The sequence below is a fragment of the Streptomyces sp. NPDC102270 genome (assembly GCF_044766405.1).
In the GTDB taxonomy this organism is placed as follows: Bacteria; Actinomycetota; Actinomycetes; order Streptomycetales; family Streptomycetaceae; genus Streptomyces.
Window position 1 is genome coordinate 39,118 of sequence record NZ_JBIWLX010000001.1, and the last position, 21,271, is coordinate 60,388.

Annotated in this window: 17 protein-coding genes; 8 read left to right on the top strand and 9 right to left on the bottom strand. The window is 71.7% G+C overall.

What is annotated here, in order from left to right; genetic code table 11:
- Nucleotides 1-280 precede the first annotated feature (280 nt).
- Nucleotides 281-1,435, bottom strand: coding sequence for a tRNA dihydrouridine synthase DusB (gene dusB, locus ACIRP7_RS00155; RefSeq protein ID WP_352383720.1), 1,155 nt, complete (start codon nucleotides 1,433-1,435; stop codon nucleotides 281-283).
- A gap of 96 nt (nucleotides 1,436-1,531) precedes the next feature.
- On the opposite strand from dusB, the gene ACIRP7_RS00160 reads away from it, so the two are divergent.
- Nucleotides 1,532-2,977 (top strand): MFS transporter, encoded by a 1,446-nt coding sequence (locus tag ACIRP7_RS00160; protein WP_403651729.1) that lies wholly within the window; start codon nucleotides 1,532-1,534, stop codon nucleotides 2,975-2,977.
- Nucleotides 2,978-3,067: 90 nt separating this feature from the next.
- On the opposite strand, the gene ACIRP7_RS00165 is transcribed toward ACIRP7_RS00160, so the two are convergent.
- From ACIRP7_RS00165 to ACIRP7_RS00175, 3 genes are all read right to left on the bottom strand, one after another.
- Nucleotides 3,068-7,366: an HAD-IC family P-type ATPase gene (locus tag ACIRP7_RS00165; protein WP_403651732.1), complete on the bottom strand. Its 4,299-nt coding sequence runs from the start codon at nucleotides 7,364-7,366 to the stop codon at nucleotides 3,068-3,070.
- Nucleotides 7,367-7,375: 9 nt separating this feature from the next.
- Complete coding sequence (locus ACIRP7_RS00170; protein ID WP_403651735.1) at nucleotides 7,376-7,747, bottom strand: hypothetical protein; 372 nt, start codon at nucleotides 7,745-7,747, stop codon at nucleotides 7,376-7,378.
- Nucleotides 7,748-8,021: 274 nt separating this feature from the next.
- Nucleotides 8,022-8,936: a helix-turn-helix transcriptional regulator gene (locus ACIRP7_RS00175; protein ID WP_403651739.1), complete on the bottom strand. Its 915-nt coding sequence runs from the start codon at nucleotides 8,934-8,936 to the stop codon at nucleotides 8,022-8,024.
- A 95-nt stretch (nucleotides 8,937-9,031) separates the two neighbouring features.
- Here ACIRP7_RS00175 and ACIRP7_RS00180 point away from each other — a divergent pair, with 95 nt between their 5' ends.
- A complete protein-coding gene (locus tag ACIRP7_RS00180; RefSeq protein WP_403651741.1) occupies nucleotides 9,032-10,465 on the top strand; it encodes an MFS transporter in 1,434 nt (477 codons plus the stop codon).
- A 109-nt stretch (nucleotides 10,466-10,574) separates the two neighbouring features.
- A complete protein-coding gene (locus tag ACIRP7_RS00185) occupies nucleotides 10,575-10,790 on the top strand; it encodes a hypothetical protein (protein ID WP_403651744.1) in 216 nt (71 codons plus the stop codon).
- Nucleotides 10,791-10,820: 30 nt separating this feature from the next.
- On the opposite strand, the gene ACIRP7_RS00190 is transcribed toward ACIRP7_RS00185, so the two are convergent.
- From ACIRP7_RS00190 to ACIRP7_RS00205, 4 genes are all read right to left on the bottom strand, one after another.
- Nucleotides 10,821-11,408 carry a TetR family transcriptional regulator gene (locus tag ACIRP7_RS00190; protein WP_403651747.1) on the bottom strand — a complete coding sequence of 196 codons (588 nt, stop codon included), beginning with the start codon at nucleotides 11,406-11,408 and terminating at the stop codon, nucleotides 10,821-10,823.
- A 53-nt stretch (nucleotides 11,409-11,461) separates the two neighbouring features.
- The gene (locus ACIRP7_RS00195) at nucleotides 11,462-12,472 is read right to left on the bottom strand and encodes an aldo/keto reductase (protein ID WP_403651749.1); all 1,011 of its coding nucleotides are present in this window, start codon (nucleotides 12,470-12,472) and stop codon (nucleotides 11,462-11,464) included.
- A 62-nt stretch (nucleotides 12,473-12,534) separates the two neighbouring features.
- Complete coding sequence (locus ACIRP7_RS00200; protein ID WP_403651752.1) at nucleotides 12,535-13,146, bottom strand: LysE family translocator; 612 nt, start codon at nucleotides 13,144-13,146, stop codon at nucleotides 12,535-12,537.
- An 82-nt stretch (nucleotides 13,147-13,228) separates the two neighbouring features.
- Entirely contained in the window at nucleotides 13,229-14,611 is a 1,383-nt protein-coding gene (locus ACIRP7_RS00205; protein WP_403651755.1) for a glycine--tRNA ligase, read from the bottom strand.
- A gap of 128 nt (nucleotides 14,612-14,739) precedes the next feature.
- Here ACIRP7_RS00205 and ACIRP7_RS00210 point away from each other — a divergent pair, with 128 nt between their 5' ends.
- The 5 genes from ACIRP7_RS00210 to ACIRP7_RS00230 all read left to right on the top strand — a co-directional run bounded on the left by ACIRP7_RS00210 (nucleotide 14,740) and on the right by ACIRP7_RS00230 (nucleotide 20,387).
- A complete protein-coding gene (locus tag ACIRP7_RS00210) occupies nucleotides 14,740-15,687 on the top strand; it encodes a metal ABC transporter substrate-binding protein (RefSeq protein WP_403651758.1) in 948 nt (315 codons plus the stop codon).
- Complete coding sequence (locus ACIRP7_RS00215) at nucleotides 15,684-16,460, top strand: metal ABC transporter ATP-binding protein (RefSeq protein ID WP_403651760.1); 777 nt, start codon at nucleotides 15,684-15,686, stop codon at nucleotides 16,458-16,460. The genes ACIRP7_RS00210 and ACIRP7_RS00215 overlap by 4 nt, the downstream gene beginning before the upstream one ends.
- Complete coding sequence (locus tag ACIRP7_RS00220; RefSeq protein ID WP_403651763.1) at nucleotides 16,460-17,362, top strand: metal ABC transporter permease; 903 nt, start codon at nucleotides 16,460-16,462, stop codon at nucleotides 17,360-17,362. Before ACIRP7_RS00215 ends, ACIRP7_RS00220 begins: the two co-directional genes overlap by 1 nt.
- Before the next feature lie 58 nt (nucleotides 17,363-17,420).
- Nucleotides 17,421-17,837: a Fur family transcriptional regulator gene (locus tag ACIRP7_RS00225; protein ID WP_123989037.1), complete on the top strand. Its 417-nt coding sequence runs from the start codon at nucleotides 17,421-17,423 to the stop codon at nucleotides 17,835-17,837.
- Nucleotides 17,838-17,987: 150 nt separating this feature from the next.
- The gene (locus ACIRP7_RS00230; RefSeq protein ID WP_403651767.1) at nucleotides 17,988-20,387 is read left to right on the top strand and encodes a M4 family metallopeptidase; all 2,400 of its coding nucleotides are present in this window, start codon (nucleotides 17,988-17,990) and stop codon (nucleotides 20,385-20,387) included.
- Between the two features lie 34 nt (nucleotides 20,388-20,421).
- Here ACIRP7_RS00230 and ACIRP7_RS00235 read toward each other — a convergent pair whose 3' ends face one another.
- On the bottom strand, nucleotides 20,422-21,270 hold the full coding sequence (locus ACIRP7_RS00235) for an isoprenyl transferase (RefSeq protein ID WP_403651770.1): 849 nt from the start codon (nucleotides 21,268-21,270) through the stop codon (nucleotides 20,422-20,424).
- Nucleotide 21,271: the final 1 nt, after the last annotated feature.

Below are 21,271 nucleotides of genomic sequence, written 5' to 3' on the forward strand. Positions count from 1 at the left end.
CTGGTCGCGCAGTTCCCCGCGGTACCGCTGCGCTGGGCTCGGACGGGGCGCCTGAGGGGGCGCCGGGTCAGGTTGTCGGGCGGCTGCGGGGCCGTGGGGGCTGGTCGCGCAGTTCCCCGCGCCCCTAGGGGGTTGCAGTCGCCTGTGCCAGGACGGGATCGGGGTGGGGGGCGAACACACCCGCCCCCCACCGGCGCCGCACAGGCCGCCGCAGGCATTCAGGGGCGCGGGGAACTGCGCACAACGCCCGCCACCCACCCAACCCGCACCCGAAAGCCGCTCAGCCCCCGGACGTATCCAGCTCCGCATCCTCGCCGACCCCCGCGCAGTCGTACGGGTCCTTCAGCCAACCGTCCGGCAGCACCACCCGGTTGTTGCCCGACGTACGGCCACGCGGCCCGTCGGCGCCCGTCGGCCACGGCTGGTCGAGGTCCAGCTCGTCCAGACCGGACCGCAGTTCCGACAGCGACGACGTGATCGCCAGCCGCTTGCGCATCTCGCTGCCGACCGCGAAGCCCTTCAGATACCAGGCCACGTGCTTGCGGAAGTCGATGACACCGCGGGACTCGTCACCGATCCATTCGCCGAGGAGCGTGGCGTGGCGGACCATGACATCCGCCACCTCGCGCAGCGAAGGCCGCGCGATGTCCTCCGGACGCCCTTCGAACGCCGCCACCAGGTCCGCGAACAGCCACGGCCGCCCCAGACACCCCCGCCCCACGACGACCCCGTCGCAGCCGGTGGACGCCACCATCCGCAGCGCGTCCGACGCCGACCAGATGTCCCCGTTGCCGAGGACGGGAATCTCCGGCACGTGTTCCTTCAGGCGGGCGATCGCGTCCCAGTCGGCGGTGCCGCCGTAGTGCTGGGCGGCGGTACGACCGTGCAGAGCGATCGCCGTCACGCCCTCCTCGACCGCGATCCGCCCCGCGTCCAGATAGGTGAGGTGATCGTCGTCGATCCCCTTGCGCATCTTCATCGTGACCGGCAGGTCCCCCGCCCCGCTCACGGCCTCCCGCAGGATCGCCCGGAGCAGCGGCCGCTTGAAGGGCAGCGCGGATCCGCCGCCCTTGCGCGTCACCTTCGGCACCGGGCACCCGAAGTTCAGGTCGATGTGGTCGGCGAGACCCTCCTCCGCGATCATGCGGACGGCCTTGCCGACGGTGGCGGGGTCGACGCCGTACAGCTGGATCGAACGAGGCTTCTCGCTCTCGTCGAAGTGGATCAGCTGCATGGTCTTCTCGTTGCGCTCGACCAGCGCCCGGGTCGTGATCATCTCGCTGACGAACAGCCCTTTGCCCCCGCTGAACTCCCGGCACAACGTGCGGAAGGGAGCATTCGTGATCCCGGCCATCGGGGCCAGAACCACGGGCGGCTGGGCGGTGTGCGGGCCGATCCGCAGGGGCGTCTTCTCGGTGAGCGCGGTCGTGGACATTCCCCCATTGTCACGCACCGCGCGAACGCCTCGTACATCGATCATGTAGCGACCATTAGTTAGACGCACTATTGATATCGGCGTACGATGGAGCGCATGCCCGAGCTCAGTCCTCGCCGACGCATGCTGGTGCTCGCGATCTGCTGCATGAGCCTCCTGATCGTGAGCCTCGACACCACCGCCCTCAACGTCGCCCTGCCCGCCATGCAGCGCGGCCTGGACGCGAGCACGGCGGGCCTCCAGTGGACGATCGACGCGTACACGCTGGTCCTCGCCTCGCTGCTGATGTTGGCCGGCTCCACGGCCGACCGGATCGGCCGCAAGCGGGTCTTCATGGCCGGCCTGATCGTCTTCACGATCGGCTCCGCGCTGTGCTCGGCCGCGCCGAACCTGGAGGCGCTGGTCGCCTTCCGGATGGTGCAGGCGGTGGGCGGTTCGATGCTCAACCCGGTCGCGATGTCGATCATCACCAACACCTTCACGGACCCGCGCGAGCGGGCGCGGGCGATCGGTGTGTGGGGCGCGGTCGTCGGCATCTCCATGGCCGCGGGACCGCTGGTCGGCGGGGTGCTCGTGGACTCGGTCGGCTGGCGCTCCATCTTCTGGGTCAACCTGCCGGTGGGGCTCGCGGCCCTGCTGCTCACCCTGCGGTACGTCCCCGAGTCCCGGGCGCCCAGGGCCCGCCGCCCCGACCCGGTCGGACAGCTCCTGGTGATCGCGCTGTTCGGCTCGCTGACGTACGCGATCATCGAGGCGCCGTCCTCGGGGTTCTCCTACGTCCTGCCCTTCGCCGTCGTCGCCGTCGTCGCGCTGGCGGGACTGCTCTGGTACGAGCCCCGGCGTGACGAGCCCCTCATCGACCTGCGGTTCTTCCGGTCCGCGCCGTTCAGCGGGGCCACCGTGATCGCGATCAGCGCGTTCGCGGGTCTCGGCGGGTTCCTGTTCCTGTCGACGCTGTATCTGCAGAACGTACGGGGGCTGGACGCGCTGCACGCCGGCCTGTGGATGCTGCCGATGGCGGTGCCGATGTTCCTGTGCGCACCGCTGGCCGGGCGGCTGGTGGGGAGCCGGGGGCCGCGGCTGCCGTTGGTGGTCGCGGGGGTCGCCATGACGGTGAGCGGAGTGCTCTTCGCGGCGTTCGACGCGGAGACGTCCGATGTGACGCTGTTCCTCGGGTACCTGTTGTTCGGCATCGGGTTCGGGTTCGTCAACGCGCCGATCACGAACACGGCGGTGTCGGGGATGCCGCGGGCCCAGGCGGGGGTTGCCGCCGCGGTCGCGTCCACGAGCCGTCAGCTGGGACAGACCCTCGGGGTCGCGGTGATCGGGGCGGTGCTGGCCTCGGGGGTGGGTGCGTCTTCGTACAAGGACGCGTTCGTGTCCGCCGCGGTGCCGGGGTGGTGGATTCTGGCCGGGTGCGGGGTCGCGGTGTTGGTTCTGGGGGCGGTGACCACTGGGCCGTGGGCCCGGCGTTCTGCTGAGCGGACGGCTGAGCGGCTGGAGTCGGTTGAGGTTCGCGAGGCGGCGGGCGTCAGCGCGTAGTTCGGCGGCTGCTGGCCGGTGGGGATTGCTCGCGCCCACGCGGCGGTAGCCGCACATCGACACAGCCCCGCGCCCCTAAGGTGCGTCAACTCAGCGCAGCTGATTCAGTACCGTTCGCTCCACAGCAGGTACAAACCTCTGCCCCGCCAGCGCCAGCACGATCGCCGCCGCCACCCCCGCCCACGCCAGCGGCCCCAGCGGTGTGCAGCCGAACAGCTGGCTCACGCCCGGTGTCTCCACCAGCGCGATCAACGCCGCCGCCGAACCCAGTGACGTCACGCGGACCAGCGGGCTCTCCCGGCGGTCCGCCCAGGTCTGGGCCAGCTGTGTGCCCACCACCGCGCACAGCGCCATCGTCGTCGAGCGGCGGGCCGTGCCCGGGGTGAAGCGGCCGATCAGCCAGGCCACGGTGGCGCCCAGGCAGGTGGTGATCGCGCGGTCGCGGATCTGGCGGGTCAGGGAGGTGCCCAGGATCGTGTCGACCGAGGGCTCGTCCTCCGTCGGTTTCTCCGTCGGCGTCACCGCCACGGCCATCGCCGGGAACAGGTCGGTGAAGAGGTTCACCAGGAGCATCTGGCGGGTGGACAGGGGCGCGGCGCCCGACAGGAGCGTGCCGAGGATGCCGAAGCCCACCTCGCCCGCGTTGCCGCCGATCAGGATGGCGATGGCGTCGGCGACGCTGTGCCACAGGGCGCGGCCCTCGCGGACGGCCTCGATGAGGACGGTGAGGTCGTCGCCGGTCAGGACGAGGTCGGCGGCGTTGCGGGCGGCGGCCGAGCCGCGGGCACTGATGCCGACGCCGATGTCGGCGGCGCGGATGGCGGCCGCGTCGTTGGCGCCGTCGCCGACCATGCCGACGACCCGGCCCGCGTCCCTGAGGGCCTCCACGACCTGAAGTTTCTGCTCGGGCGCGACCCGGGCCACGACATCGGCGTCGCGCAGCATCCGGGAGCGGGCCGAGCGGTCGGCGGCGGCCAGTTCGTCGCCGGTGACGACCGTGGCGTCCTCGGGCCAGCCGAGGTCGGTGGCGATGGCGCGGGCGGTCTGCGGGTGGTCGCCGGTCAGCACGACGGGCCGTACGCCGGCCTCGCGCAGCCCGCGCACGAGGGCCGGGGAGGTCTCCCGGGCGACGTCGGCGAGGGCGAGGAGACCCACGAACTCCAGGTCCTGCAAAGGCTCTTCGAGTACGGCCTTCTCGTCACCGTCACCGTCAACGTCGCCGCCGAGGGGACGCCGGGCCACCGCCAGGACGCGCAGGCCGTCGGCCGCCAGGGAGTGGGCCAGGTCCGAGGCGTCGGCGGGCAGGTCGGCGCAGGCGGGCAGGACGGTCTCCGGGGCCCCCTTGAGCACCAGGACCGGGGAGCCGTCGCCCGGGTGTCCGACGGCGGCGGCGTAACCGCGGCCGGCCTCGAAGGGCAGGCCCTCCAGCTGGGTCCACTCCTCGTCGGGAGCGGCCGCGTCCAGGACGGCCTCGTCGGTGGCGTGGGCCGGGCGCTGCCCGGAGTCGCCGTCGAGCTGCGGACAGGCGCGGGCCGCGATCCGCAGCGGGCCGTCCGCGCCGGGCTCGTCGAGGCGGTGGACCGTGCCGTCCGCGTCGCTGACCCGGACCAGGCGCAGCCGGTTCTCGGTGAGCGTGCCGGTCTTGTCGAAGCAGATGGTGTCCATGCGGCCCAGGGCTTCCAGGGTGCGCGGGGCGCGGACCAGGACACCGTGCGCGCTGAGCCGGCGGGCCGCCGCCAGCTGCGCGACCGTGGCCACCAGCGGCAGCCCTTCCGGTACGGCGGCCACCGCGACCGCGACCCCGCCGGTGACCGCCTGCCGCAGGGGCGTGCCGCGTACCAGGGCGAGCCCGGTGACCGCGGCGCCGCCCGCCATCGTCAACGGCAGTGCCGTGCGGGTCAGTTCCTGGAGCCGGGCCTGGACTCCGGCGGCGGCCGGGGTACGGGCGGCGAGCGTGACGGCGCGGGCGGCCTCGGTGCGGTCGCCGGTGTCCACGACGACCGCGCGGGCGTTTCCGGCCACCACGGTCGTCCCCTCGAAGACCATGCAGTGCCGTTCGGCGACGGGGGCGCGCGGGCTCGGCTCGGTGCACTTGTCCACCGGGAGGGACTCACCGGTCAGCGCGGACTCGTCGACCTCCAGGCCGTCCTCCCACAGCAGCCGGGCGTCGGCGGGCACGACGTCGTCCAGCGTGAGTTCGATGACGTCCCCCGGGCTCAGCTTGGCGGCGTCGACGACACGCGGTTCCGCGTCCTCCTCCGCGACCCGGGCCTTCTGCTTCTGCTGGGCGAGCAGCCCGGACAGGGCCCGCTCGGCGCGCAGCCGCTGGAGTCCGCCGACGAGGGCGTTCAGGTCGAGGGCGCCGACCACCAGCAGGGCGTCCATCGCGGACCCGAGGATCGCCGACGCGGCCGAGCCGACCGCCAGGACGGGGGTGAGCGGGTCGTCCAGCTCCCCGCGCACGGCCCGGGCGAGCTGCGCCGACCACCGGACGGGGGCCAGCACGGGCAGTCGTACGACGGTGTCGGCGGTGGTGCGGACCCGTTCGGTCGTCTGCTCGACGAGCGTCGGCTCCGGGGGTGCCTCCTGTTCGAGCCGGTCGCGTACGTCGTCCGGGTCCAGGGCGTGCCAGGCGACCCGGGGACGCGGGTGCGGGGGGCTCGCGCCGGCCACGCGGAGGGCGGCGCGGGTGCCGGAGAAGAGGGCGGCGGCCGCGGCGGCGTCGACGGGTGCGTGCCGGAGGCCGGGGAGTGGCGTACGGCGTCGGCCGCGGCCGGACTCGCCGACGGCGACGAGGAGCCCGGACAGGGCGGCGCCCGAGCGGGCCAGGGTCTGGGAGCGGCGGCCGACCGCGCGGGCCGCCGGTACGGCGGTCAACAGCCGCCAGACATCGGGCAGTCCGTGCGGGGCGAGCACGTCGGCGCCCCAGGCGACCGCGCAGCCGCCGTCGGTGAGCGACACCGCCACGTCACCGCGCAGGAGTCCGGCGACGATGTCGGCGTCCTGGGGGCGGGCGACGGTGAGAACGCCACCGCTTTCGTCACCACCGTCGCGGAGTTGGTCGACGATGTCCCGCAACGGCCGCCCGGCGTCCACGACTTGGTCGGCGAGGCCGGTGAAGTCGGCCAGGGCGGGGTCGTCCACGACGACGACGCGGAGTCCGGCGCGCCGGGCCGCGTCCAGCACGGGTTCGGCCCAGGGGTCGGCGCCCGCGCCCGGGGTGCGCAGGGCGCTCGGGTGCAGCAGGACGGTGCCGACGGTCTCCAGCTGCCGCAACCGGTCCGGGTCGCGCACCAGGACGCCGGAGCGGGACAGGGCTGTGCTCAGGACGGCGTGGAAGGCGGCGGGGCCGTAGCGCGCGGCCTTGGGTGAGCCCGCGAGGACGGCCTCCGCGGCCTCCGTCACGTCGTGTTTGACGAGGAGCGCGGCGAGGGCGCCCGCGATGCTGCCGGCGGCGGCGTTGCCCGCGTACTCCTGGGCGGGTGAGGGACGCGGGGCCGGGCGCAGGGCGAGGTCGGCGGGCAGGCTGTCCCGGTCCGGGACGCACAGGTCGTCGTGGACGGCTTCGAAGGTGGCCGTCCGTACGACCGCCTCCGCCAGCTGGCAGGTGCGCAGGGTTCCGTCGAGCAGCAGGGAGGTGGGGCTCTGGCCGGCGCCGTGCACGGCGGCGTTCGCGACGGCCAGCGCCACGTCCATGCGGGCGCTCCCGAGCCGTCCGCGCAGCCAGCCCCTGAAGCGGGGGTTCTCCCGCAGCAGGGTCGCGACCGCGGTCACCGGCCGCGGTGAGGCGGGCAGCCGCAGCGCGGACCCGGTGAACGCGGCGGCGACTCCGACGGCGTCGGCCGCGAGCGCGAGGGCGGCGGTGCGTATGGAGCCGGGGTCACCGGGGTGGGCGAGCTCCTCGACATTCTGGCCGTCCGCCACCAGGCCGTACCGCTCGGCGAGCGCCGAGACCCGCTCCGTGACCCGCTCGGTGGCCGCTCCCTCCACCGCGGTCACGACGAGCCGCCCGAGGCCCTGGTCCCAGTAGGCGAGAGCGACGTCGGGATGCTCGGCGAGCGCGACGGCGAGGCGGCGGGCGCGGTGTTCGGTGGCGTGTTCGGTGGCCGGTTCGGTGGCCGCACCCTGTGCTCCGTGTCCCGCGTCCGCCTCCGTGCGCAGCGGCACATGGACCCGTTGGCCCGCCCGCCAGTGCTGGGGCGCTCCGGGCAGGGCCGCTCGGGCGGCCCTCGTCGCGCGGGCCGCGAAGTCCGCGGTGCGTACGCCGGCCCGGGCCGTTCCGGCCATCGCCCCCGCGGCCACGCCGACCGCGGCGGGGGTGCCCCGGGCGAGCAGGCGGGGGCCGGCCAGGACGAGGCCCGCGGCGGCCGTCGTGAGTCCTCGGTTCATCGCGCGTCCTCAGTCGCCGGAACGGGTACGGCCTGCCGTGGAGCCCCCGGGGCCGCGTCGGCCGGGCGGCTCCGCCGCCGTCTCGTGCGGAGGGAGCCGGTCGGAGGGCGTTGCCGGGGACGAGACCGGCTGCCCGCCCCGTGGGGTGCGCGGTGTGCCGTGGGACGACGCCAGTACCCGGGGTGTGGGCCGGCCGGCGTCCTCCGGCTCCGCCCGCTCCCCCGGCCTGGGCTGTGTCAGCCACGCCACCGCCGCCCCGGTGACCGCGACGGGCCACTCGACGATGCCCGCGACACCGAGCACCCCGGCCCCTGCGTACACCGCGAGCCGTCGGCCACGCGGCGACACCGCGCCGACCCGGTCCAGCGCCCCCTCTGCCACCCGGCCCACCGTCCCGGCCCCGGGAACCTTTCCCAGTACCGACACGGCCGCCCGCAGCGGCTGCGGAAGCTGCTGTGCCGGTGCCGGTGCCGGTGACCCTGACTCTGCTGTCTGCTGCGACGACTTCTGCTCGGCCATGACGCGCCTCGCCTGTGGGGGGTCTTCTCTTCCGACCGACCGAGTTCCCGCACTCCGCACACTCATCCCCACCGGCGACAACAGGTCGGGCGCGGGGGTCGGCGGCGTCGTGGAAGAGGACGCGCCGAGATCGCGCTCACGGCGTGCGGGCGGGGTCCCGCTCCAGGGCGATCGCGTGCAGCCTCTCCAGGCGACGCCTGGACTCCTCGTCCGCCGGGGCGTAGGTCACCATGCGCGGGCCGGCTTCGGGGCCGAGCCAGAGGTCGGTGTGGTCGACGCTGACATGGCCGACGTAGCGGTTCATGAACTCCTTGCGGCGGCTGCGGTGTTCGATGATCTCGTGCCGGTCCCAGACCTCGCGGAACTCCTGGGACTCCGTGCGCAGCCGTTTCAGGAGCATCTTCCAGCCGGGCTCGGCGAGGTGGCCGGCCATGGTGGCGCGGAAGCGGGCGGCCATCAGGCGCTGCGCCTCCGGCAGGTGGACGATCGAGGAACGCCAGTCGTCGTTGGTGTAGGAGAGGATCATGCAGTTGCGGTCCTCGGGCGGCACCGCGTCCAGGTCGCACAACAGCAGGCCGTAGGTGCGGTTGTGGGCGAGGATGTCGTAGCGGCTGTTCTGCACACACGCCGGGACCGGCTCCAGCTGTTCGAGCACCTGCCGGATGGCGGGGGTGACCGACGGGCAGACGGTGGCCGGGGTCGGGTCGACCGCCCCGGCGAGCTGGAAGAGGTGCGAGCGCTCGCTCGGGTCCAGCAGCAGCGTCCGGGCGAGGGCGTCCAGGACCTGCACGGAGACCTGGATGTCCCTGGCCTGCTCCAGCCAGGTGTACCAGGTGACGCCGACCGCGGAGAGCTGGGCGACCTCCTCCCGGCGCAGGCCCGGGGTGCGGCGCCTGCGGCCGCGGGGCAGACCGACCTGCTCGGGGGTGATGTGCTCACGCCGGTGGCGCAGGAAGGCGGCGAGCTCATGGCGCCGGATCGACGAGAGGGACGAGCGGGACGACAGGGACGCGGTCTGCGGTACGGCTGTCTCCTGGGCCATGGTGGTCATGCCTCCAGCCTGCCCGCACCCGGACCCTGTTGCCAGGTGGTTCTTCTACCAGGATAAGAAGACTCTGGTACCCGTCTTGGGGCGGGCGCAGGCTCATGGGCGTGACGACCGAAACCACCACTCCACACCCCGTCCGTGCCGCAGCGCCGTCCGAGTTGGGGGGCCTGGGACTGTTCACGGTGCTGCTCGCCGCGGCACTGCCCCTCATCGACTTCTTCATCGTCAACGTCGCCCTGCCCAGCATCGGCGCCGACCTGTCCGCGAGCGAGTCGGTCCTCGAACTCGTCGTGGCGGGGTACGGGTTGGCGTACGCCGTCCTGCTCGTCCTCGGCGGCCGGCTCGGCGACCTGTTCGGGCGGCGCCGGCTGTTCCTGGGCGGCATGCTGGCGTTCGGGCTGACCTCCCTGGCGTGCGGGCTCGCACCGACCGCGTGGACGCTGGTCGCGGCGCGGGTCGCGCAGGGCGCCGCGTCGGCCGCGATGCTGCCGCAGGTCCTCGCCACCATCCAGTCGGCGACGGCCGGGCCCCGCCGGGCGCGCGCGATGGGCCTGTACGGCGCGACAGCGGGCCTGGCCATGGTGGCGGGGCAGATCCTCGGCGGGGTCCTGGTGGCGGCCGACATCGCGGGCACGAGCTGGCGGGCGGCGTTCCTGGTGAACGTCCCGGTCGTCCTGGCCGGGCTGATCCTCGCGGCCCGTACGGTCCCCGAGACCCGCTCCCCCCGCCCGGAACCGGTGGACGGCCCGGGCACGGTCCTGCTGGCCGCGACCCTGCTGGCGCTGCTCGCCCCGCTGACCGAGGGCAGGGCGGCGGGCTGGCCGCTGTGGACGTGGCTGTCGCTGGCGGCGTTCCCGTTGTTGGCGGGGGCGTTCTTCGCGGTGGAGCGCAGGGCGGACCGCAAGGGCCGTACGCCGCTCGTCCCCCCGAGCCTGTTCGAGCTGGTGTCCCTGCGCCGCGGGCTGCTGCTGATCCTGCCCTTCTCCATGGGCTTCGCCGGCTTCATGTTCGTGATCGCGGTCGCCCTCCAGGAGGGAGCGGGCCGCAGCCCCGTGCAGGCGGGCCTCGCGCTGGTGCCGCTCGCGGTGACGTTCCTGTGCACGTCGATCGCCGGGCCGCGGCTGATCTCCCGCTACGGCACCCGGGTGGTGACCGCGGGCGCGCTGATCCAGGCGGTCGGCCTGGGCCTGATGATCCTGGCGGCCCGCTCCTCGTGGCCGGACCTCGGTCTGCTGCCTCTCCTGCCGGGCGGCGCGATCGCCGGAGTCGGCCAGGCCCTCCAACTGCCCGTCATCTTCAGGATCGTCCTGTCCGAGGTGCCGCCCGCGCGGGCCGGTGTGGGCAGTGGCGTGATGGTCACCACCCAGCAGTCCGCCCTGGCCCTGGGCGTGGCCACGCTGGGCAGTCTCTTCCTGGCCCTGGTGCCGGGCATGGGCATGCGGGACGCCCTGGTCACGACGCTCCTCGTCCAGCTGGCCGGGGTGGCGCTGACCGGCGTACTGAGCCTGCGGCTGCCGCGGACGGTCGACTGACCGGACCGCCGACCGGGCTCGGTCCCGGCGAACGCCCCGTGAAGATACTGCTGTTGCCACTGCTGTTGATGTTGTTCTTGCTGCACACTCCTAGCCGGAGGCGAGGCACATGGTGCAGATCGGCACGAGCAACACGAGCAAGGTGAGCCGCTGGGACCAGCACGGCCGCGAGCACGTCGTCCAGGTGCAGCGCAAGGGCGCGCAGCGCACGATCAGATGTGACACCTGTGGTTGGCGCAAGGCAGCCCAGTTCCTGCCCTGGCTGAAGGCGGAGGAACATCTGGCGGAGGCCCACCAGGCGACGGTGGACCCGTCGAAGACGTAGCGAGGGAAGACGTGGCGAGGGCGGCGGCGGTCAGGCCTTGAGGCCGCGTACCAGCAGGTCCACCAGCGCCGTGAACTCCTCTTGGGCGCCCGGCTTTTCCCACTCACCGGCATAGCCGGGGTCGTGGAAGCGGGCCGTGGCCTGGAAGAGGGCCCGGGCCGTGGTGGCCGGGGCGGTGACGGTGAAGGTGCCCGCGTCGATGCCGTCCTGGACGATGCGGGTCAGCTGGTCGGTCAGCTCGGTGAGGTGCTCGGTGACCGCCACTCCGTTCTCACCGGCCAGGACCGAGTACGTGGCGAAGAGTTCCGGATCGTCGCCCGCCTTGCGGCGCTTGGCCTCGAAGAGCGCGGCGAGCCAGTCCCGCAGCCGGGCTTCCGGGGTACGGTCCTCGTCGGTGATCGCGGCCAGTACGCCCGTCGCCCGGTCCAGCCACCGCTTCGTCACGGCCTCCCGCAGCGCCGCCTTCGTCCGGAAGTGCCGGTAGACGCTGCCATGGCTGACGCCGAGCGCGCGTGCCACGTCGACCACGGTGGCCTTGGCCGGGCCGTGGCGGCGCAGCACCTCCTCGGTGGCTTCGAGGATGCGCTCGCCGGTCAGGATCTCGATGGTCGGGGGCATGCCTAGACGGTACCCGGCACGGTGTTCATCGTTCGCCGCTCACCGTTCGCCGCTCATCGCTCGCTGTCGAGCATGGCCATCTGCGGCGTCGGGTACCGCTCGCCGGCCGCCGCGTCCGCCGGTACGGCGTCCTCGATGGCGGCGAGGTCGGCGGCGTCCAGGGTCACGTCCAGGGCGCCCAGCGCCTCGCCGAGCCGCTCGCGGGTCCGTGCGCCGACGAGCGGCACGATGTCGTCGCCCCGGGAGGCCACCCAGGCGATGGCGATCTGCGCGACCGTGACGCCCTTCTGTTCGGCGATCTTGCGCAGGGACTCGACCAGGGCGAGGTTGTGCTGGAGGTTCTCGCCCTGGAAACGGGGCGAGTGGGCGCGGAAGTCGTTCGTGGCGAGTTGCCGCTCTGCCGTGAGATGGCCGGAGATCAGCCCGCGGGAGAGCACTCCGTACGCGGTGACGGCGATGCCGAGCTCGCGCAGGACGGGGAGGATCTCCCGCTCGGGGCTGCGGGAGATGAGCGCGTACTCGATCTGGAGGTCGGCGATCGGGGCGGTGGCGGCGGCCCGGCGGATGGTCTCCGGTCCGACCTCGCTCAGCCCGATGTGGCGGACGTACCCCTTCTCGACGAGTTCCGCCATCGCCCCGACGGTCTCCTCGATCGGCACCTGCGGGTCGAGCCGGGCGGGGCGGTAGACGTCGATGTGGTCGACGCCGAGGCGCTGCAGGGAGTACGCGGCCCAGGTCTTCACGGCGGCCGGGCGGGCGTCGTAGCCGTGCCACGCGCCGTCCGGGTCGCGCTGGGCGCCGAACTTCACACTGAGCAGCGCGTTCTCGCGCAGGGCGGCCGGAGCGGTGCGCAGTGCCTCGCTGATCAGCAGTTCGTTGTGGCCCATGCCGTAGAAGTCGCCGGTGTCGAGCAGGGTGACGCCGGCCTCCAGAGCGGCGTGGATGGTGGCGATCGACTCGGCGCGGTCCGCCTCGCCGTACATACCGGACATGCCCATGCAGCCGAGGCCGAGGGCGGAGACCTGGGGGCCGGTGGTGCCGAGGGTTCGGGTTCGCATCGTCATGGCGACCACCCTGCCATGACAGCTGACAGATTTCAATATCTGTCAGCTGTCATGTGTCAGCTTCATCCGTCAGTCGTGGCCAGCTTGGCTCCGAGCAGCACGAAGGACCCCGCGAAACTCCGCCGCAGCCAGGCCATCACGCGGGGCCGCGAGATCACATGACTGCGGACCGAGGCGGCGAGCACCCCGTACCCGGCGAAGACCACGAAGGTCGCCAGCATGAAGATCCCGCTCAGCGCCAGCATGCGCGGCACGGCATGCGGCTGGGCCGGGTTCACGAACTGGGGCAGGAACGCGAAGAAGAAGATCGTCAGCTTCGGGTTGAGGAGGTTGATCAGCACCCCTTTGACGATCACGCGGCCCGCGGACCGGGGCGCGCCGTCCTGGTCGACGTCGATCACCTCCTTGTCCCGCACGGTCGCCCAGGCCATGTACAGGAGGTAGGCGACCCCGGCGTACTTGACCGCCTCGAAGGCCACGGCGCTGGCGTTCAGCAGCGCGGCGAGTCCGGTGACCGTGGCCAGGACGTGCGGCACGATCCCGAGGGTGCAGGCGAACGCGGCGACGACACTCGCGCGCCGCCCGCGGGAGAGCCCGGCGGCGAGGGTGTAGACGACCCCCGTCCCGGGAGTGGCGACGACCACGAGGGTGGTGAGGAGAAAGGCGAGGCTCATGGGCCCAGCCTGGACATGGAACAGCCCCCGATACAGGGCCAGAGCGAGGCCTGTATCGGGGGCCAAAGACAGCCGGGTGGACCTAGCAGCCGATCAGCCGGCCCGCCAGGTAGCCCTCGATCTGGTCGAGGGACACGCGCTCCTGCTTCATGGAGTCCCGCTCGCGGACCGTCACCGCGTTGTCCTCGAGGGTGTCGAAGTCGACCGTCACGCAGTACGGCGTACCGATCTCGTCCTGGCGCCGGTAGCGGCGGCCGATCGCGCCGGCGTCGTCGAACTCGATGTTCCAGTTCTGGCGCAGGGTCTGGGCGAGGCCCTTGGCCTTCGGGGACAGCTCGGGGTTGCGGGAGAGCGGCAGCACCGCGACCTTCACCGGGGCCAGGCGGTGGTCGAGGCGCAGTACCGTGCGCTTCTCCAGCTTGCCCTTGGCGTTGGGCGCCTCGTCCTCGACGTAGGCGTCGAGCAGGAACGCCAGCATCGCGCGGCCGACACCGGCAGCGGGCTCGATGACGTACGGCGTCCAGCGCTCGCCGGCCTCCTGGTCGTAGAAGAAGAGGTCCTGGCCGGAGGCCTTGGAGTGGGCGGTGAGGTCGTAGTCGGTGCGGTTGGCCACGCCCTCCAGCTCACCCCACTCGTTGCCGCCGAACTGGAAGCGGTACTCGATGTCGGCGGTGCGCTTGGAGTAGTGGGAGAGCTTCTCCGCCGGGTGGTCGTACCAGCGCATGTTCTCCTCGCGGAGACCGAGGCCGGTGTACCAGTTCCAGCGCTGCTCCATCCAGTACTCCTGCCACTTCTCGTCCTCGCCCGGCTTGACGAAGAACTCCATCTCCATCTGCTCGAACTCGCGGGTGCGGAAGATGAAGTTGCCGGGCGTGATCTCGTTGCGGAAGGACTTGCCCATCTGCGCGATGCCGAACGGCGGCTTCTTGCGCGAAGCGGTCTGCACCTGGGCGAAGTTGGTGAAGATTCCCTGCGCGGTCTCGGGACGCAGGTAGGCGATGGAGCCGGTGTCCTGGGTCGGGCCGAGGTGGGTGGAGAGCAGACCCGAGAACTGCTTGGGCTCGGTGAACTGGCCCTTGTTGCCACAGTTGGGGCAGTTCACGTCGGCGAGGCCGTTCTCCGGGGCGTGCCCCTTCTTGGCCTCGTAGGCCTCCTCCAGGTGGTCCGCGCGGAACCGCTTGTGGCAGGAGGTGCACTCGGTCAGCGGGTCCGAGAAGGTGGCCACGTGACCGGACGCGACCCAGACCTCGGGCGCCAGGATCACGGACGAGTCGATACCGACCACGTCCTCACGGGACGTCACCATGTAGCGCCACCACTGACGCTTCAGGTTCTCCTTGAGCTCGACACCCAGCGGTCCGTAGTCCCAGGCGGCCTTCTGGCCACCGTAGATCTCACTGCAGGGGAATACGAAGCCACGGCGCTTGCTCAGGCTGACGATGGTGTCGATCTTGTCGGCGGCCACGGTGCTCTCTTCATTACGGGACGGCAGCGAATGCCTCAGGTTACCGGCGCCGCCACCCCTCGTATCAAATCGGTTCGCGGCCCGGGCTTTGTTGACAACGGTTTCCATATTTGATGAAAATGACTGTCATGAACGTACGACGTCGCCTCATACCCGTGGTCGCTGCCGCCGGTGCCCTCGCCGCCCTCTCCGCGTGCTCCACCGACAGCGCCGCCGCCGGCAACACCGGCAAGTTCGACGTCGTCGCGTCCTTCTACCCGATGGCCTTCCTCGCCGAGCAGATCGGCGGGGACCATGTGAGCGTCACCAGTCTCACCCAGCCCGGCCAGGAGCCGCACGACCTGGAGATCAGCGCCAAGCAGACCGTGGCGCTGGAGAAGTCGGACGCGGTGCTGTACCTCAAGAACCTCCAGCCCGCCGTCGACAAGGCGGTGGACCAGTCCGGGGTCGCCACCAAGATCGACGCCTCCTCCCTCACCGAGCTGGAGAAGCACGGCAACGAGGTCGGCGGCCACGCGGCCGAGCACGACGACCACGCCGACGAGGAACTGAGCGGCCTCGATCCGCACATCTGGCTCGACCCGGTGCGCTACTCCCAGGTCGCCGAGGGCGTCGGCAAGGCCTTCGAGAAGGCCGACCCGGACCACGCGGCCGACTACAAGGCCAACACCGCGGCGCTGGTGAAGAAGCTCGACACCCTGAACACGAAGTTCGAGACCGGGCTCAAGAACACCGGCACCAAGGTCTTCATCACCACCCACGCGGCCTTCGGCTACCTCGCCGAGCGCTACGGCCTCACCGAGGAGGCCATCAACGGCCTCGACCCGGAGTCGGAGCCGAGCGCCAACCGCGTCAGGGACCTTGAGAAGATGGCGAAGGCCGACGGCGTCACGACCGTGTTCTACGAGACGCTGGTCAGCGACAGGACCGCGAAGACCATCGCCTCCGACGCCGGGCTGAAGACGGACGTCCTCGACCCGATCGAGGGCATCACCAAGAAGTCCCGCGGCAAGGACTACTTCGCGGTACAGGAAGCCAACCTCAAGGCCCTGCAGAGCGCCCTGGGAGCGAAATGACACCGGAGGACGGCATGAGCGAGTCCGTCATCGCGCTGCGCGGAGTCCGCGCCGACCTGGGCTCGCGGCCCGTCCTGCGCGGCATCGACCTCACCGTGCACCGCGGTGAGGTCGTCGCGCTGCTCGGTGCCAACGGCTCCGGCAAGTCCACCGCGATCCGCACGATCATCGGCCAAGTCCCCGCGTCCGCCGGGGAGATCGAGCTCTTCGGCACCCCGCGCGGGCGGTTCAGGGACTGGGCCCGGGTCGGGTACGTCCCGCAGCGCACCACCGCCGCGGGGGGCGTCCCCGCGACCGTCACCGAGATCGTCTCCTCCGGGCGCCTGTCCCGCGCCCGCTTCGGCGTGCTCCGCAAGGCGGACAAGGAAGCCGTGCGCCGGGCCCTGGAGCTGGTCGGCATGGCGGACCGCGCGAAGGACTCCGTCAACGCCCTCTCCGGGGGCCAGCACCAGCGGGTACTGATCGCCCGCGCGCTCGCCGCCGAACCCGAACTGCTGATCATGGACGAGCCGATGGCGGGCGTGGACCTGGCCAGCCAGGAGGTGCTGGCGCGGACGCTCGGGGAGCAGGTCGCCCAGGGCACCACTGTCCTGCTCGTACTGCACGAACTGGGCCCGCTGGAGCCCCTGATCGACCGGGCGGTGGTCCTGCGCGACGGCTGTGTCCAGCACGACGGCCCGCCCCCGCGCGCGGTCGGCCAGCACGCCCTGCCGGGCCACGACCACGTCCACCCCCACGACCACGAGCCGATCCGTACGGGACTGCTGAGCTGATGGACTTCCTCGACTACGCCTTCATGCAGCGGGCCCTGCTCGCCGCCGTCCTGGTCGGCATCACCGCCCCCGCCGTCGGCATCTACCTCGTCCAGCGCCGCCAGGCCCTGATGGGCGACGGCATCGGCCATGTCGCCATGACCGGCGTCGGCCTCGGCTTCCTGCTCTCCTGGTCGCCGGTGTGGATGGCGACCGTGGTCTCGGTCCTCGGCGCGGTCCTCATGGAGCTGATCCGCTGGTACGGCAGGACCCGGGGCGACATCGCCCTCGCGATGCTCTTCTACGGCGGCATGGCCGGCGGCGTGATGTTCATCAACCTCGCGCCCGGCGGCTCGAACGCCAACCTGACGTCATACCTGTTCGGTTCGCTGTCCACGGTCTCCGAGTCGGACGTGACGGCGATCTGTGTGCTGGCCGCGTTCGTGGTGCTCGTCACCCTGGGGCTGCGCCGGCAGCTCTTCGCGGTCAGCCAGGACGAGGAGTTCGCACGGGTCACCGGTCTCCCGGTGCGCGCGCTCAACCTGCTGACCGCGGTCACGGCCGCGGTGACGGTGACCGTGGCCATGCGCGTGGTCGGGCTGCTGCTGGTCAGCGCGCTGATGGTGGTGCCGGTGGCGGCGGCGCAGCAGCTCACCCGGAGCTTCGCGGCCACCTTCGCGGTCGCGGTGGCGATCGGCGTGACCGTGACGATCGGCGGCACCGTGACCTCGTACTACCAGGACGTCCCGCCCGGCGCGACGATCGTGCTGCTGACCATCGGGGCCTTCGTCGTGCTGACGGGTCTCGCGACCCCGCTGGCCAGGCGACGGGCCCGGGCGGCCGCCGCCGCGCAGCCCGCCCCGGACCCCGCGGAGTGTGTGATTCCGGCCAGTCGGGAGGCGGACGGCACGGTCGGCGTCTGACCGAGCACAGGCCGGGCTGGCACAATGGCCCGGCAGGTGCCGAACGAAGGAGGAACCCGTGACGACCGCAGGACCGCCCGTGAAGGGCCGCGCCACCCGGCAGCGGGCCGCCGTGGCGGCGGCCCTCGACGAGGTCGACGAGTTCCGCAGCGCGCAGGAACTGCACGACATGCTCAAGCACAAGGGCGACGCCGTCGGTCTGACCACGGTCTACCGCACCCTCCAGAACCTCGCCGACGCGGGCGAGGTCGACGTCCTGCGCACCTCTGACGGCGAGTCCGTCTACCGCCGCTGCTCCAGCGGCGACCACCATCACCACCTGGTCTGCCGGGTCTGCGGCAAAGCCGTGGAGGTCGAGGGACCGGCCGTCGAGAAGTGGGCCGACGCCATCGCCGCCGAGCACGGATACGTCAATGTGGCGCACACCGTGGAGATCTTCGGCACCTGCGCGGACTGCGCGGCCGCCCAGGCCTGACCCCACAGGGAAATCACAGCCGAGTCGAGGGTTAACCCTTGTCTCGGCCTCCTTTGCATGACATGGACGGGTCAACAGTGCCACGCTCCCCCCAGCTCTCACGCAGTTCCCGCACGGCACCTCCACCCCGTCGTAGCAGTAGGAGTACGAGTGAGACCCTCCCCACGAAGATCAGCCGCCGCCGCGTCCCTGGTGGCCGCGGCCTCCCTCCTCGCCATAGGCGTCCAGACGGTCCCCGCCGCCGCCGGGCCCGCCTCCCCCCACCTCGGTCCACTGCGCACCGGAGGACTGGAAGCCAAGCTCTCCCCCGCCCAGCGCACCGCACTGATCAAGAGCGCGTCCGGCAGGGCCGGGGCGACCGCCGACTCCCTCGGCCTCGGCGCCAAGGAGAAACTGGTCGTCAAGGACGTCGTCAAGGACAACGACGGCACCCTCCACACCCGCTACGAGCGCACCTACGACGGTCTGCCCGTCCTCGGCGGCGACCTGGTCGTGCACACGCCCCCGGCCGCACAGGCTACGGGCACGCTCGGCGCGACCTTCAACAACAACCGCCGTACCGTCTCGGTGAAGTCCACCACCGCCACCTTCGGCAAGGCCGCCGCCGAGACCAAGGCCCTCAGGACGGCCAAGGCCCTCGACGCCGACAAGCCCGCCGCGCAGGGCGCCCGCAAGGTGATCTGGGCGGGCTCGGGCACCCCGAAGCTCGCCTGGGAGACGGTGGTCTCCGGCTTCCAGGACGACGGCACGCCCAGCAAGCTGCACGTCATCACCGACGCCACCACCGGCGCCGAACTCTCCCGCTACGAGGGCATCGAGACCGGCACCGGCAACAGCCAGTACAGCGGCACGGTCACCATGGGCACCACGCTCTCCGGTTCGACGTACCAGCTGTACGACACCACGCGCGGTGGCCACAAGACGTACAGCCTCAACAACGGCACGTCGGGCACCGGCACCCTGATGACCGACGCCGACGACGTCTGGGGCACCGGCTCCGGCTCCAACACCCAGACCGCCGGGGTGGACGCCCACTACGGGGCCCAGACGACCTGGGACTTCTACAAGAACACCTTCGGCCGCAGCGGCATCAAGAACGACGGGGTCGCCGCCTACAGCCGCGTCCACTACAGCTCGGCGTACGTCAACGCCTTCTGGGACGACAGCTGCTTCTGCATGACGTACGGCGACGGCACCAGCAGCACCCACGCGCTGACCTCGCTGGACGTGGCCGGTCACGAGATGAGCCACGGTGTCACCTCCAACACGGCGGGCCTCGACTACAGCGGTGAGTCGGGGGGCCTGAATGAAGCCACCTCCGACATCTTCGGCACCGGCGTGGAGTTCTACGCCAACAACTCCTCCGACGTGGGCGACTACCTCATCGGCGAGAAGATCGACATCAACGGCGACGGCTCGCCGCTGCGGTACATGGACAAGCCGAGCAAGGACGGCGGCTCGGCGGACAGCTGGTACTCGGGGGTCGGCAACCTCGACGTGCACTACTCGTCCGGGCCCGCGAACCACATGTTCTACCTGCTCTCCGAGGGCAGCGGCACCAAGACCATCAACGGGGTCACGTACAACAGCACGACCTCCGACGGTGTCGCCGTCGCCGGGATCGGCCGGGCCGCCGCCCTGCAGATCTGGTACAAGGCGCTGACGACGTACATGACGTCCAGCACCAACTACGCCGGCGCCCGCACCGCCGCCCTGAACGCGGCCGCCGCCCTCTACGGCACCAGCTCCGCGCAGTACGCCGGGGTCGGCAACGCCTTCGCGGGCATCAACGTCGGCAGCCACATCACCGTGCCGTCGACCGGCGTGACGGTGACCAACCCGGGCAGCCAGACCACCACGGTCGGGACGGCCGTGAGCCTCCAGGTCAGCGCGAGCAGCACCAACAGCGGCTCACTGACCTACGCGGCCTCCGGACTGCCCACCGGTCTGTCGATCAGCGGCTCCACCGGCGTGATCTCCGGAACCCCGACCACGGCCGGCAGCTACAGCACCACGGTCACGGTGACCGACGGCACCGGAGCAACCGGTACCGCGTCCTTCACCTGGACGGTGAACTCGTCGGGCGGCGGCAGCTGCACCTCGAGCCAGCTCCTCGGCAACCAGGGCTTCGAGTCGGGCAGCACGACCTGGACCGCGAGCAGCGGAGTGATCACCAACTCCAGCAGCCAGGCCGCCCGCACCGGCTCCTACAAGGCCTGGCTGGACGGCTACGGCTCCACCCACACCGACACGCTCTCCCAGTCGGTGACGATCCCGAGCGGCTGCACGGGAACGACGTTCACCTTCTACCTGCACGTCGACACCGCGGAGACCACCACCAGCACGCAGTACGACAAGCTGACGGTGACCGCCGGGTCGACGACCCTGGCCACGTACTCCAACCTGAACGCGGCCTCCGGGTACGTCCAGAAGTCCTTCAGCCTGGCAGGCTTCGCCGGTCAGACGGTCGCCCTGAAGTTCACGGGCGTCGAGGACTCCTCGCTCCAGACCAGCTTCGTGATCGACGACACGGCGGTGACGACGAGCTGATCCCCTGAACGACGACGAGGGGGCGGGTCGGAGGTCAGTCCTCCGGCTCGCCCTTCATCGCTTCCTCCATCTTGAGGAGCTCCTCGTTCGGGACGGCCCCGCCGAAGCGGCGGTCCCGGGAGGCGAACTCGACACACGCCCGCCACAGGTCGCGGCGGTCGAAGTCGGGCCACAGGACGTCCTGGAAGACCATCTCGGCGTACGCGCTCTGCCAGAGCAGGTAGTTGGAGGTGCGCTGTTCGCCGCTGGGCCGCAGGAACAGGTCCACGTCGGGCATGTCCGGGTAGTACAGGTACTTCGCGAGGGTCTTCTCGTTGACCTTGGACGGGTCGAGGCGGCCCGCCTTCACGTCCTCGGCGAGGGCCTGGGCGGCATCGGCGATCTCGGCCCGGCCGCCGTAGTTCATGCAGAAGTACAGGGTGAGCCTGTCGTTGCCCTTGGTCTGCTCCTGGGCGACCTGGAGCTCCTTGGCGACGGACTTCCACAGCTTGGGCATCCGCCCCACCCAGCGGACGCGAATGCCCAGCTCGTCGAGCTGATCACGGGTCTTGCGGATGAAGTCGCGGTTGAAGTTCATGAGGAAGCGGACCTCGTCGGGCGAGCGCTTCCAGTTCTCGGTGGAGAAGGCGTACAGCGAGATGTTCTTCACGCCGGCCTCGATCGCGCCCTGGAGCACGTCCAGGACCCGCTCGGCGCCGACCTTGTGCCCTTCCGTCCTGGGCAGCCCGCGCTCCTTGGCCCACCGCCCGTTCCCGTCCATGACGATCGCCACATGCTCGGGGATCAGCTCACCGGGGAGCTTGGGCGCGCGGGCACCGGAGGGGTGCGGCTCCGGCGCCCTGTACTCGCGCCGCCGGCGCCCCAGCATCCCGTTTACGGCCATG